Source organism: Microscilla marina ATCC 23134 (assembly GCF_000169175.1).
In the GTDB taxonomy this organism is placed as follows: domain Bacteria; phylum Bacteroidota; class Bacteroidia; order Cytophagales; family Microscillaceae; genus Microscilla; species Microscilla marina.
On sequence record NZ_AAWS01000003.1, the window covers coordinates 285,688 to 300,320 of the forward strand.

General features: G+C 37.8%; 11 protein-coding genes. 3 read left to right on the forward strand and 8 right to left on the reverse strand.

Going from position 1 to position 14,633, the window contains the following annotated elements; translation table 11 throughout:
* Window positions 1–78: 78 nt before the first annotated feature.
* On the reverse strand, window positions 79–273 hold the full coding sequence (locus M23134_RS03800; RefSeq protein WP_002694045.1) for a hypothetical protein: 195 nt from the start codon (window positions 271–273) through the stop codon (window positions 79–81).
* Between the two features lie 462 nt (window positions 274–735).
* Between M23134_RS03800 and M23134_RS03805 the strand changes: the two genes are divergently transcribed.
* Both M23134_RS03805 and M23134_RS03810 read left to right on the forward strand, forming a co-directional pair.
* The gene (locus M23134_RS03805; RefSeq protein WP_002694046.1) at window positions 736–1,950 is read left to right on the forward strand and encodes a hypothetical protein; all 1,215 of its coding nucleotides are present in this window, start codon (window positions 736–738) and stop codon (window positions 1,948–1,950) included.
* A 24-nt stretch (window positions 1,951–1,974) separates the two neighbouring features.
* On the forward strand, window positions 1,975–3,198 hold the full coding sequence (locus M23134_RS03810; RefSeq protein ID WP_002694047.1) for a hypothetical protein: 1,224 nt from the start codon (window positions 1,975–1,977) through the stop codon (window positions 3,196–3,198).
* Between the two features lie 78 nt (window positions 3,199–3,276).
* Here the strand turns inward: M23134_RS03810 and M23134_RS03815 are convergent, their stop codons facing one another.
* The 7 genes from M23134_RS03815 to M23134_RS03845 all read right to left on the reverse strand — a co-directional run bounded on the left by M23134_RS03815 (window position 3,277) and on the right by M23134_RS03845 (window position 12,205).
* Entirely contained in the window at window positions 3,277–3,933 is a 657-nt protein-coding gene (locus M23134_RS03815; protein ID WP_045112937.1) for a hypothetical protein, read from the reverse strand.
* A gap of 37 nt (window positions 3,934–3,970) precedes the next feature.
* Window positions 3,971–4,561: a hypothetical protein gene (locus M23134_RS03820; RefSeq protein WP_002694050.1), complete on the reverse strand. Its 591-nt coding sequence runs from the start codon at window positions 4,559–4,561 to the stop codon at window positions 3,971–3,973.
* A 112-nt stretch (window positions 4,562–4,673) separates the two neighbouring features.
* A complete protein-coding gene (locus M23134_RS03825; RefSeq protein ID WP_002694051.1) occupies window positions 4,674–5,339 on the reverse strand; it encodes a hypothetical protein in 666 nt (221 codons plus the stop codon).
* A 201-nt stretch (window positions 5,340–5,540) separates the two neighbouring features.
* Window positions 5,541–6,938, reverse strand: coding sequence for a class II fumarate hydratase (gene fumC / locus M23134_RS03830; RefSeq protein WP_002694052.1), 1,398 nt, complete (start codon window positions 6,936–6,938; stop codon window positions 5,541–5,543).
* Between the two features lie 264 nt (window positions 6,939–7,202).
* Complete coding sequence (infB, locus tag M23134_RS03835) at window positions 7,203–10,367, reverse strand: translation initiation factor IF-2 (protein ID WP_002694053.1); 3,165 nt, start codon at window positions 10,365–10,367, stop codon at window positions 7,203–7,205.
* A 62-nt stretch (window positions 10,368–10,429) separates the two neighbouring features.
* A complete protein-coding gene (gene nusA, locus M23134_RS03840; protein WP_002694054.1) occupies window positions 10,430–11,701 on the reverse strand; it encodes a transcription termination factor NusA in 1,272 nt (423 codons plus the stop codon).
* 45 nt (window positions 11,702–11,746) lie between these two features.
* Window positions 11,747–12,205 carry a ribosome maturation factor RimP gene (locus M23134_RS03845; RefSeq protein WP_002694055.1) on the reverse strand — a complete coding sequence of 153 codons (459 nt, stop codon included), beginning with the start codon at window positions 12,203–12,205 and terminating at the stop codon, window positions 11,747–11,749.
* A 550-nt stretch (window positions 12,206–12,755) separates the two neighbouring features.
* On the opposite strand from M23134_RS03845, the gene cysS reads away from it, so the two are divergent.
* Window positions 12,756–14,462: a cysteine--tRNA ligase gene (gene cysS, locus M23134_RS03850; RefSeq protein WP_002694057.1), complete on the forward strand. Its 1,707-nt coding sequence runs from the start codon at window positions 12,756–12,758 to the stop codon at window positions 14,460–14,462.
* Window positions 14,463–14,633: the final 171 nt, after the last annotated feature.

Here is a 14,633-nt window from a genome sequence, read left to right on the forward strand (position 1 = left end):
TTCGTAAATGGTGTTTGCATAGGATGGCTTATTACTTGTACTTCAAGTGATATATTATCATTACTGGTCGAGTCCGTATTAGCAGTTACCTTTTTTGGGCTTTTCTGAGAAATGTTTTTTTTGTTGTTTGATCAAGTCTAAAGCTATTTCTTGTTCCTTATTGAGCTTTTCAATAAGCGTTTTGACTTTTTTTGAGCTATAAGAAGGTAAGGGGGCTTTTTCTAATATGTTTGATCCACTTCTTGCTTCTTTACCTTTAGATTTCACTTTCATTCCATTTAAGTTTTAAAATTGAATAACTGTTTGCACAAAAATGGTTGACATGTGTTTTCAGATAAGTATATTTCTCTGGCTGAATATAAGTAGTAATACCTATATTACTTGACTTCTAGTGTAAAAGTTTCATAAATATTGAATTATTAGTTGGATTTTTCGATAAATGGAGGGTATTATGGGAGGAGAGTACCTAAGTATAAATACTTGATTTTTGAAAGAAATGAAATATGGTACTTGTAGTAAATTAAAAGTTATTCTATATAGCTTAATATGATAAAATTGTATGAGATCACCAAAAACAAAAGGATTTTATATCTTAAGTAAATATACTTAGATATACAATATTCCAGAAATAACCTCTACACTTTATAAAAATGCCTTTAATTTGTAATTTGGAAGCAGGCAATGATTGATTAATTACCTGGCTTGTAAATCAACAAACTATATCTAAAAACAATCATGAAACAAAACTATTACTTGGCATTATTTGCCTTTTGCTTATTGATAGGCTTACAGGCGTGTGGGGGAGAAGACAAGGGTAATAATATCCAGCAAGGTACAGATACTACTACTGCACAAAACGCTAAAGATTCTGCCCAAACCAAGGCAGTCACTGAGAAAACTGTTAGTGTAAACCCTAAGTTAACCGCCCATGCCTATTTGTTTGCAGGACTTACCCCTGACAATAAAGGAGAGATGGATCAGATTTTTGAGCAACAAGGAGCAAAACAACACCTGAAACTGTTTGGGCAACAGTGGCAAAAACTGGAAAACACCCGACTCAAGAACATGCGTAAATGGCGTGAAACCGAATTAACAAAATTGAATGGAGAAACACATAACTTGTTTTACCCATTTAGTGGACCCGACTTTATCAATGCTTATGAGTTTTTTCCCAATTGTGACAACTACCTGATGTTTGGTTTAGAAAAAGTAGGCAATCTTCCTGATTTCTCTAAAGAAAATGCAGGTTTTGTCAGTGGTTACCTAAGTAATGTGCGCAATGCCTTAGGCGAAATTTTTCAACGAAACTACTTTATTACCACATTCATGGGGAGCGAACTCAATACCAATGTACAAGGAGTAGCCCCTATATTGCTTACTTTTTTGGCGCGTACCAATAACCACATTGTAAAGGTGGAAAAAATTCAATTACAAAAAGATGGAACTCCCAAAGCGTTTCCTCTGGATGAAAAACTTGATCCTAAAAAAAGTGTGGTAGGTTTGATGATAGAGTTTTTAGGCAAAGACAAAACTAAACCACAACGTATCTATTACTTTGGCACCGATGTACGAGATGCGCAAATGCCCAAAAAGATGGAGTTGTCCAAGTTTATCAAGAGCTTTCCTCATAAAATATCATTCGTAAAATCTTGCCAATACACACTGCATGAGTCTCAGTTTAAAGTAATGCGTAACCTTATCTTAAACGATACCGAAGCCGTATTGCAGGATGATACCGGAGTACGTTATGAAGTACTCAAAGAGAACGGATGGAAAGTGAAACTATATGGTAAATATGCCTGGCCTATTGCTGACTTTGGTAAATATACCTACCAACCCAAACTTAAGCAGGCGTTTGCCAAAGATTCAAGCGTAAAACCGCTCAATTTTACTTATGGTTATCATTGGAACACTGACAATACCAGTGTAATTTTAGCATTTAAAAAATAACAGTTATTAATTGATTATTATTTAATGAAACTACTCAATAAATACATCACCTTGGCTTTGCTGATAAGCTTGTTAGGGTTGGGTGCTTGTGGTGGCAAAGGCGAAAACAAAGAAAATAGTAATGCCACTGATACCTCTAAGACCACTAAAAAAGATTCTGCGAAAACAGACACAAAACAACCTGAAGTAACTACCAATGTAAAGCCTGATGCCGCACTTACGGCTAAAGCTCACTTAATGGCAGGTATAGAGCTAGACGATAAGGGGGGAATGGACGAATTATTTGCCACTTCTGAAGCGCAGGAACACTTCAAGCTACTCAACAAAAGCTGGCAACAGTTAGAAGACAATCGTTTGAGTAAAATACGCCCCTGGAGAGACAAAGAAATAGGACATATCAATAAAGAAAAACATAACTTGTTTTATCCTTTCAGTGGTCCTGATTTTTTGAATGCCTTCTTGTATTTTCCCAACTGTGACAATTACATCATGTTTGGGTTGGAGCCTATTGGTGAGTTGCCTAAATTTGACATAAAAGATAAAAAATTCCTAAAAAACTACTTATATCGATCAAGAGAAGCATTGGCTGAGCTTTTAAAAAGAAATTATTTCATTACTAGTTTTATGAGCGGAGACTTAAACACTGCCACAATGAAAGGGGTGTTGCCACTCATGGCTATTTTCTTGTCACGTACTGGAAGCAAAATAGTGAAGATAGAACGCATTGTTTTTGATACTAATGGCAACCGCAAAATAGTACCTGTTACAGTGCCTACCGATAAAAACCGCACTTTACTTCATATAGAGTTTTTGGCCAAAGGCAAAGCTAACTCTCAGCATATTTACTATTTTGGGTCAGATATTCAAGAAAAGTATGTAAAACAGAAAAAACACTTTATTGATTTTATCAAAAGTTTCGATAATAAAGTTACACTGACCAAGTCAGCTTCTTACTTACCCCATTACGAGATTTTCACCACTATTCGCAATATCATTCTTGACGAAAGTTCGGCGGTATTGCAAGATGATACAGGAGTGCCTTATCGCTATTACAAAGAGCGTGGCTGGAACGTACAATTGTATGGCAAGTATGCCCGCCCCGTTGCCGATTTTAAGAGTGGTTATCAGCCTGCTTTACGCGATGCTTTTAAGACTGGTAATACAGTAAAAAAGCTTGATTTTACTTATGGCTACCACTGGAAAACCGACAATACCAGTTTGTTGTTTTGCCAAAAGCCTAAGAAATAGAAATAAACCTATAATAAAAACAAACCCCCAATGACTTAACGGTCATTGGGGGTTTGTTTTTATTACCTTATGGTACAATCAAAGCCCAAGTTTATTCAATAAATCCCGTACATCAATAATTATCTTATCGTTGGCATAACCCACTACATAAGGTTGATATTTTTCGCCTTCCCGGTTCATTATTTTAGCAAGGTACTTTTGAAAATACAATGCTTCCCAGTAACTGGTAAAATACCCCAGACAGTAGCGATAGTAAGTTTTATTATCTTTAGGGTTTTCATAAGGGGCAATCACAAAACTTTTATGCTTATTGGCAAATTCGCTGAAGTTTTTGGTAGTATACGAACCAATAATTACTTTAAAGGTAGTATCAGAGGAGCTTACTGTAGTGCGTTGTGGTGTAGCGTTTACCTCTTTTTGGGTTTTATTCAGTGCCTTGATCTCATCATGCAACGCTTGAACAGCAATTTTTTTGTCACGCAATTCCTTTTGTTTTTTATCTATCTCTGCTCGTTTGTTTGTGATTTCAACTGTCTTTTCCTTAATTTTTTTGTCCAGTTCGCCTTCTTGCAACAACATTTTGCGAAAACCCTCCAAATTGCGGTTAAGTCCTTTAATTTCTTTGCTGATTGCCCGTTTTTCGGCCTTAGAGAGTTCCTGAGCGTATGTGGTTACCCCAGTACTACACAAAACGATTGCTGCCAGTACCAAAGAACGGAATTTGTAAAGTGTCATAGTTTTTAAGTTTAAATTCGAGAAATAGAAGTACAGATTAGTCAACCCTTTGACCATTTGTATAAGTGACTACTTTAGCCTCTTTTACAAAAAGCCCACTCAGTATTTTGACAAACTTATCTGCTTCTGTTTTGTCTTGAAAATAGCCCAGGGTGTATTTTTTTAAACCATCGCTGTCCATATCTCCAGTAAAAACAGGTTTTTTTTCCCCTTTAACAAACTCTTTGTATAAATCTTCGTCAGTAATTTCTACTTGTACTTTATATACTGTTCCTTGAGCGTTCGTTTCTTTTTTTATAACAGTGGTAGTTTCTTTTTTTTCATTCTTCAGACGCTCTATTTCTGCCTTTAATTTTTGCTCTTCCTGAGTTTTTGCCGCAATCTCTTTCTCAATAGCCTCAGTATTTACTGGGGCTTGCAATTGTTTTTCTATATCTGCAAGGTTGCTCTTTTTTTCCTCAATATTTTGTTTAAACTTTTTATATGTTTCAGGATTTTTGTAAAAACTTTTAAGCTTTTTCCTTAATTCTCTCTTCGACATTTGGGCGGGGTCTTTTTGAGCTATCCCGTCGATAGATACCCCTGCCGAGAAAGCAAATAAGAGAAGTATTGATAATAGATGTTTCATTGGTATCAATTGTTTAAATAATGATCAATGCTTTCTATACCACAAATTGATGGTATAGAAAGACTTGTGATACAGTTACATAGTGGAACATATTGGGGTAGGTTTACAGATTTTATTTACCTCCTCCGTTATTGTCATCTTTCACCGGAGTAGTGCCTCCAAGCGCCTCCTGTACGCTAATTCTGTTACCATCTTTAAATGCCACTACCCAAGCGCCTTTAATGCCTAGTTGTGTCAAGTGCTCAGCAAACGATTTAGCGGCTTGGTATTGACTAAAAGTACCTAGTACATGTTTGTTGTAGCCATCCGCATTCTCTTTGGTGTAGTCTGTATTATTATTATGGTCAAAACTTCTGTTTTTATAAGCTCCTACCTGTACCCTAAACACAATTCCCTTAGTAGAAGCTACCCCACTGATAGTGGTAGGATTAGTAGAGGTTATCGACTTATTATTTTCGAGTTCTTTGATACGATCTTGAGCTCTTTTAAGGCGAGCACTTAAGCTATCAATTGTACTAAGCATTACCGATTCACGCTGTTCAAAGTCGTGTTGGGTGGCTTTTAGCTTCAATATCTCTGTTTTGGTAGTTGCAAGTGCTTCATCGCTTTCCTTCTTACCATCTTTGAGTGCTTTTAGCTTAGTCACATCTTTATACATTGCCTTAGCTTCTTTCTTCAAAGCCCTTTTTTCAGTTTTGGTTAATTCCTGTGCTTGACTACTGACAGCTGTCAATCCTATCAAAACACTCATTACTATGCCTTTTATGATAAACTTCATGATGTTAATGCATTAGTTGTTTAAAATGTGAAAAATAATGCCTCTACAAAACGAGAAAGCATTAGATCAGCAATAAATAGCGAGGGAACTAAGCCCTCGCTTATAATGAGACAACGTTAAAAAAGTAATCAAATTTGGTTTGAACAGTGACACCGTCGTTTTTATCAAGGCTAATAAAAGTTGAACACTGCCAGTATCAAACTATTTTTTTATACTGCCAATCATATTTTGAGGTACTACCCACTCATCAAACTGTTCGCTGGTGAGTAAACCAAGTGCTATAGCGGCTTCACGTAAAGTACTATTTTCATTGTATGCTTTTTTGGCAATCTTAGCCGCATTTTCGTAGCCTATGTGCGTATTAAGCGCTGTCACCAACATGAGAGAGTTTTCAAGGTTTTCTTTGATCATCTGGTGATTTGGTTCAATGCCTACAGCACAATTTCTGTCAAACGAGTCACAAGCATCGCCTAAAATACGGGCAGAGTGCAACAAGTTAAAAATCATCATAGGTTTGAAAACATTCAACTCAAACTGACCAGTAGCGCCACCTATCGACACTGCCACATCATTGCCCATTACCTGAGCACATACCATAGTCAAAGCCTCACACTGAGTAGGGTTTACTTTGCCAGGCATAATAGATGAACCAGGCTCGTTTGCTGGAATAATGATTTCACCAATGCCACAACGAGGTCCAGAGCTAAGCATACGAATGTCATTACCTATCTTCATCAAACTTACTGCCAACTGCTTAAGTGCGCCAGAAGTCTCCACCATAGCGTCGTGCGCTGCTAAAGCCTCAAATTTGTTAGGAGCAGTTTGAAAAGGTAGGTTAGTAAGTGCGGCAATTTTTTGAGCTACTTTTTCGGCGTAACCTGCAGGAGTGTTCAAACCTGTACCTACTGCAGTGCCACCCAAAGCCAAGTAACTCATGTGGTCTAAGGTGTTTTTAATTGCCTTGATTGCAAAGTCAAGTTGAGCTACATACCCCGAAAACTCTTGTCCTAAGGTAAGTGGGGTAGCATCCATAAAGTGAGTACGACCAATTTTTACCACGTCTTTAAAAGCATTGGCTTTTTGTTGAAGGGTATTGCGCAACTGCTGAATTTTAGGTAAAGTATGGCGCTCTACCATCTTGTAAGCAGCAATGTGCATGGCGGTAGGAAAGGTGTCATTAGATGATTGTGACTTGTTTACATCATCATTGGGGTGAATAAACTTATCGTTGTCATTAAGTTTCCCTCCTTTGAGCACATGAGCGCGGTTTGCTACTACCTCGTTTACGTTCATGTTCGACTGGGTTCCAGAGCCAGTTTGCCATACAACCAATGGAAACTGGTCGTCTAAATCTCCATTAGAAATTTCGTCACAAACCTTGGCTATGTATTGTGCCTTTTCTTCTGGCAATACTCCCAGCTCGGCATTAGTCAAAGCTGCTGCTTTTTTTAATACAGCAAAAGCCCTGATAACTTCCAAAGGCATTTGATTGTCGCCAATGGCAAAGTTTTCACGAGAACGTTGGGTTTGAGCACCCCAGTATTTATCGGCAGGTACTTTTACCTCGCCCATTGTATCTTTTTCTATGCGATATTCCATGAACAAAAACTGTGTTGTAGTTTCTTTATCAATAATTTATTTTCTTGAACAAAATTAAAATATTTTAGAGTATAAGCATTGAAGGTAAACAGGAAAGTTGTCGAAAGTTTGAAAAGAGCAGTATTTCGTTATTGTTAAAGCCAAAAAATGAAGTTGATTGATCAATAACTAATAACCGAAGAAGGGTAATAGTAGGGGAGGGGTAATAAAAAAAGGTTGGCTTGATAGCCAACCTTCGAGTTTATATCTATGTCAAAACAGACATTATTTAAGTGTACGCTTGATTTCACGTTGTTCAAAGCTTTCAATAATATCTCCTACAAGAATATCATTAAAGTTTTTAACGCTCAAACCACACTCATAGCCTGCTCTTACTTCTTGAACATCGTCTTTGAATCGTTTCAGAGAACCTAGCTCACCTTCATATTTCACTATTTGGTCGCGAATCAGGCGAATCTTGTTATTTCTCTTCATATACCCATCCAATACATAACAACCAGCAATGGTACCCATTTTTGATATTTTGAATGTTTCGCGTATTTCTACGTTGCCTACAATCACTTCTTCAAACTTAGGTGCCAACATACCCACCATCGCGTCTTTTACATCGTTGATGGCATTGTATATAATAGAGTAAAGTTTTATCTGAACTCCTTCTTGCTCAGCCAATCGTTTGGCAGTATTAAATGGTCTTACCTGGAATCCAATGATAATTGCCTCAGAAGCAATGGCAAGTTGTACATCTGCCTCTGAAATACCCCCTACTGCTTTGTGAATTACCCTTACGGCAATTTCTTCAGTAGATAGTTTCAACAGTGAATCTGACAAGGCTTCTACCGAACCATCCACATCACCTTTTACAATGATCTTTAACTCCTGGAAGTTTCCAAGAGCGATTTCTCGTCCGATATCTTCCAGTGTTTTTCCACGAGTAGCCCTTACTTTTTGAGCACGTTGAATTTGCTCACGTTTGTTGGCTATTTCACGTGCTTCCCGCTCATTTTCCATTACTTTGAGCAAGTCACCCGATTGTGGTGCTCCATTTAATCCCAATACCTGTACAGGTGTAGAAGGTCCTACTTTTTGTAGGCGTCGTCCTAGATGATCCGTCATTGCTTTTACTCTACCGTGGTGAGATCCAGCCAAGATAACATCTCCAACTTCCATTGTTCCCGCTTGTACAAGTACAGTGGTTACATATCCTTTACCTTTATCCAGAGAAGCTTCCACTACAGTACCAGAAGCATTTTTATCGGGATTAGCCTTTAGTTCAAGTAGTTCAGCTTCCAGCAATACTTTTTCAAGTAATTCAGGAATACCTGCACCTGTTTTTGCCGAGATTTCCTGATCTTGGAATTTGCCACCCCAAGATTCAACCAATACCCCTTGCGAAGAAAGTTCTTCCCGGATTTTATCAGGATTAGCTGTTTCTTTATCTACCTTGTTAATAGCAATTACAATAGGTACATCAGCATTTTTGGCGTGATTGATTGCTTCCTTAGTTTGAGGCATCACGCGGTCATCGGCTGCCACCACCAATATCACTACGTCAGTTAGTTTGGCACCCCTTGCCCTCATCGCTGTAAAAGCTTCGTGACCAGGAGTATCAAGGAAAGCAATGCGTTTGCCACCGTCGGTTACTACATCATAAGCACCAATGTGCTGAGTAATACCCCCCGACTCAGAGTCGGTTACGTTACTGCTTCTGACATAGTCAAGCAAAGAAGTTTTACCGTGGTCTACGTGTCCCATAATGGTCACAATAGGTGCTCTTTCAGAGAGGTCTTCAACACGGTCAGGAGTTTCCTCCTCTTCCATCTTCACATCTTCTTCAGTACTGATAAAGTCTACATCATCATAATCAAACTCAAGTGCTATAAATTTAATAGCCTCTGCATCAAGACGTTGGTTAATAGATACAAACATCCCTAGGTTCAAACAAGTAGAAATCACCTCATTCACAGATACATCCATCAAAGATGCCATATCATTGGCTGAGATAAACTCTGTTACCTTTAAGATTTTTGTTGTCTCCTCTTCTTGTCCTTCTGCTTCTTTACGTTTGGCTCGTTTCTGAGCTTTGATCTTACTTCGGGTACTACCACTTGATCCTGTACCAGATCCCTGCACTTGCGCCATCGTTGCTTTTAAGCGATCGCGTATTTGCTTTGCAGAAATTTCTGTTTTCTGAGGATCATTGTTTCCTTTACCCTTATTTCTTCTGTCTTTTCTATTCCGAGACTGATTGTTCGAGTTTCGGTTACCACCACCTTGACTACGGTTTTGGTTGCCACCACCTTGGCTACGGTTTTGGTTATTGCCACCTTGACGATTGCCACCACCTTGGTTACGGTTTTGGTTATTGCCACCTTGACGATTGCCACCACCTTGGTTGTTGTTTGTGCCTCCTTGTTTGTTACCGTCAGAAGAGTTTTGCCCAACCTTTCGGTTTCTGACAAGTTTTTTCTTTTTCTTCTTTCTTTTCTCGTCAGAAGATGCAACAGGCTTACCTTTTTTCTTTGGTTTTTCTACCGGAAGCTCAATCTTACCTTTAATAGTAAGTCCCGAAAGTTGTTCAGCTTTTGCTTTGATTACCTCAACTTCAGGTTTCTTTTCTGTATCAGCTTTACCACTGGTGGTTGCCGATGACTCTTTTGCCTGGGCATTTTTTGCCGCAGGCTTTTCAACTTTTTCTTTGCTCTTATCCTTGTTTTTGTCCACAGGAGTTTTTTGAACGTTTGTAGAGGGTCTTTCCACTGTTTTTTCAGTTTGTGCCCTTGGTTTTTCTTCCTTGGGTTTGATGGGGTCTTTGGATTTCTGAATATTAGATGACACTGTTTTTTCTTCTGGGGCAGGTTTACCATCATTAGTAGCTTTTGCCTTATCAGAAGTATTTTTCTTATGAACTTCTTTGTTCGAAGTACCAGAGTTTTTTGGCTTATTTTTCTGGTTTGCTTTTCCTTTCTGCTGAGCGTTACCTTCTAAGTCTATTTTTCCTTTTACAGTAAGTCCTGGAAGTTTAGACGATGACTGTTTGTTGTCAGCGGTATCCGAGTTTTTTGTTTCTACAGTTTTTGGCGGAGTATTGGTTTTAGTTTTCCCTTCGTTGGGATTTGTTTCAACTTTTGTTTTCTTGTTTTCAGCACTAGCAGCGGTATCCGGGGTTTTAACTTTTTCCTTTTTGTTTTCTTGCTTGGCAGCTACATTTTCTTTTTTGCTAGATGTAGGTTTTTCCTCTATCAGGTTGTTGAGAGGCACATTAAACTCATTGGCCAAAATTTTCAATGCATCTACTGAAATTTTTGTACTTGGTTTAGGTTTAGTCTCTACCTTGACTCCTTTCGATATAAGAACCTCGGCAATGGTAGAAATGCCTACATTGAGTTTTTTTGCCGCCTGGCTTAGTTTTATGGTGTTTTTATCTGCCATCTAATACTTTTTTGTGTCTAATGCGTCTGTCTATGTTAAACTTTGACCCTTCTGATAAATATTTACTCTTGTTCTTCTTCTTCTTCAAACTCTCGTTTCAGAAGAGCAAGCAAATAATCTACAGTTTCTTCTTCTAGTTCGCTTCTGTTAATCAGGAGTTCTCTACCAACATTTAGGACACTTTTGGCGGTTTCCATACCCAAACGACGAAGTTCATCTCTTATCCAAGGTTCTATTTCTTCATCGTCAAATTCAGAAAGTTCTATGTCTTCCTCAATTTCATACTCGTCCATATCACGGTATACATCAATCTCCATTCCTACCAATTTACTGGCAAGCTTGATGTTATGCCCTCCTTTTCCGATGGCAAGTGATACTTGGTCTGGTTTTAAAAACACAGATACTCTGCCATCATCCTCCATTTTAATGCTTGTGATTTTTGCGGGGCTCAACGCACGAGTGATGTACAAATCTAAATTGTCGGTATAGTTTATTACATCAATGTTTTCGTTGTTTAGTTCACGAACAATACTATGGATTCGCGAACCCTTCATTCCAACACAAGCACCTACAGGATCTATGCGATCATCATAAGACTCTACTGCAACTTTTGCTCTTTCACCTGGTTGTCTTACTACTTTTTTAATAGTAATCAAGCCATCATACACTTCTGGTATTTCGCTTTCAAAAAGCCTTTCCAGAAAAATTGGAGATGTACGAGATAGGATGATCTTTGGGTTACCATTGATCATATCTACCCTGTGTACTACAGCTTTTGACATTTCGCCCTTACGGTATCTGTCTTTAGGTATCAGCTCGTTTTTAGGAAGCGAAAGCTCATTACCTTCAGAGTCAAGCAGTAACAATTCTCTGCTCAAAATCTGATGTACCTCAGTTACCACAATCTCATCCGTCATGTCTTTATATTTCAGATATAGATTCTCTTTTTCTACATCCTTGATTTTCTGAATGAGCGTTTGCCTTGCTGTCAAAATTGCGCGTCGACCAAAATCGCTTAGATAAACCGTCTGAGGAAATTCATCCCCAATGTCTTCTTCTGCAATTTCAGGGTCTATTTTTTTTGCCTCTGACAGGGTTACTTTGTCTAGTTCTTGGGCTTCTGGAGAATCATCTTCTACAATAATTCGGTTCCGATACATTTCCAAATCACCATCTTCTATGTTAACTATCACATCGAAGTTTTCATCAGAGGTGTATTTTTTCCGAATCATTGTTCTGAACACTTCTTCCAGAACTTGTTCCATCAAGACCTTGTCAATGTTTTTTGCCCGAGCAAATTCTGCAAACGAACTAATGATTTCTTGCTTGTCCAATTTGTATATCTTTTAATAAAAGTCTAATCTGTAAAATAAACTCAATCAACCAAACGAAATCATCACTTTGGTTTTCATTATCTGATCAAAAGGAATTTCTTCCTTTTCGGGAATTATTTTACCCTTCTTTTCAGGTTGTATTACAATGAGTTTGTCTTCAACTTTTTCTAAAACGCCTGTTTTATTGCCACCTTCATTTAGCGATACTTTTACTTTTCGCCCAATGTTTTTTATATACTGCCTTTGATTTTTTAGAGGCAAGTCTACTCCGGGAGATGAAACCTCCAGTGTATATGCACCTTCTATCAGGTTTTCTTCTTCTATGTATTTGCCAAGCCATCGGCTTAGTGTGGCACACCTGTCTATAGAAACGCCTTGGTCACCATCAATCAGTACTGTGAGTTTGGCTTTAGGCTTTTGATTTTTTAATATCACATCAATTAAAAAATACTCAGGCTCAAGGTGTTCTTTAATAAGTGTTGTTAATTTTTCTTCTTGATTCATTTAGTTATTGTGAACTCAAAAACTTTGAAACCCTTAAAATGAAAAAAAGGGCATGAAGCCCTTTTTTTTATATTTTGAGTAAGATTGCAAACCTAAAAGTTAAAAACTTTATTTGCAAACTTTGTTATGTACAAAATAATATATTACAAGGACTTCTTCATAATATCACTTCAGTAATTGAGAGTATAAGCTTTTAAAAACTTTTCTTTGAGTCACAAAAATAGAGTATTTTAGGTTGCCATACAAATTAAATTTTTACTTTATTTAAATTAAGTCTTGAATTAGAGCCCATTAAACTATTTTGTAATCCAAAAAGTAAGATGCGTGTTTGCTATAACTATAGACAAAAGGGCAATGATGGAGGTATGATTATTATTTACTTTGATGACTTTTGGAATAACTTTTTATTAACATTGCAAAAATTGAATTATTTCTAAATTTGTTGCCCAATGTTTTATTCACAAATCAAAAAATATCATTGGGTTTTGAGTCACAAAAAAGGTGTCAAAATAATTAGTCAAATCATAACATTGTATATAACACTATTGGTATGAGTAGAGATAACCAGAAACAAGCATTTATTCCACCATTAAAAATTCAGAATACACTTACTAACACAAAAGAGGTTTTCGAGCCTTTAAATCCTCCCTTTGTAGGAATGTATGTTTGTGGTCCTACTGTATATAATAACCCACACATAGGCAACGCCCGCCCCGCAGTGTTTTTTGATGTGTTATCCCGTTATCTTACGTATCTTGGCTATAAAGTGCGTTATGTGCGCAACATTACCGATGTGGGGCATTTGACAGGTAGCGAAAACGATGGAGAAGATAGGATCTCAAAGCAAGCCAAGCTTGAGCAGCTTGAGCCTATGGAGATAGTAAACATATATACCAACAAATACCTGGAGTTGATGGATGCCCTTAATGTAAAGCGTCCTAGCATTTCTCCAACAGCTACCGGACATATTGTAGAGCAAATAGATACTGTGCAAAAAATACTGGATGCAGGGCTGGCTTATGAGTCTGAAGGTTCGGTATATTTTGATGTGAAAAAATACAACGAGCGTCATAATTATGGAGAGCTTTCGGGCAGGGTAATAGATGAGTTGTTGGCAAATACGAGAGAAAATCTAGAGGGGCAAAGTGAGAAAAAGAACCCAATGGATTTTGCTATCTGGAAAAAAGCTTCTCCTGAACATTTGATGCGTTGGAACTCGCCTTGGGGCGAAGGTTTTCCTGGTTGGCACCTAGAGTGCAGCGTAATGAGCACAAAGTATCTGGGCGAACAGTTTGACATTCATGGGGGAGGAATGGACTTGATGTTTCCTCATCATGAATGTGAAATAGCTCAGGCAAAGGCTGCTAATGGTGGCAAAGCTCCGGTAAAGTATTGGATGCATAATAATATGTTAACCATTGATGGAGTAAAAATGAGTAAGTCGCCCAGGGTAAAGTGGAGCGAAGAAGCATTGACCAACCTGAAGACTGGAGGGCTTCCTGATGATTTGGTAGCCAAGGTAAAGGACTTGAACCAACCTCAGAAAGACGAGTTTGATGAAAAACCTGAGAAGTATTTGGGGAAGGAGGCACAACCGCATTTTAGACAAATACAAGAGCAGGCACAAGAGTTTGTAAACTTCATTACGATAGAAGAAGTTTTTACTGGAGAGCACGAAATTTTGGCTCAGGCGTACTCCCCTATGACCATTCGTTTGTTTATTTTACAGGCGCACTACCGTAGTACCATTGACTTTTCGAACAAAGCCTTGTTGGATGCTCAAAAAGCCTATAAGAAGTTAATGAATAGTTTGCGAGTCCTTAAGTTGATGGAGTATCCTACAGCAGCAGGAACACTTAATACAAAACTGGATCAGCAAATCAATGGGTTTTGTGACAATGCATTGCGTAGTATGAATGATGACATGAACACCGCAAAAGCATTGGCTCAAATATTTAACATCAATAAAAAAATTAATCATTTTTATACTCACCCACAAGACATAGCTACTATAGAGAAGGCAACATTTGACCGTATGAAGTCTTTCTTTATTACTTTTATTGTAGACGTGTTTGGGTTGATAGAAGAGAAAACGAATAAGCAAGAAGTATTAATCCAGGGAATGCTGGACTTGTATAAAGATGCTAAAGAAAATAAAGACTATGACAAAGTAGATCAGATTAGGACCACCTTCAAAGAAAGTGGCTTGCTGATCAAAGACCTAAAAACCGGGGTGGATTGGGCTTATGAGGAATAAATATTGAATCAGCACTTTTACTACTCATCTCTTTTAAAATACAAACATCAAAAAAAGTCAGGTGCATGCACCTGACTTTTTTTGTGGGTAAACCTCCTTTACTCTAGGTGTTGTATCATTTCAAAGCCTCTTACGTTACACTTACAGAGTATCGTTTACCTCTTTGTGATT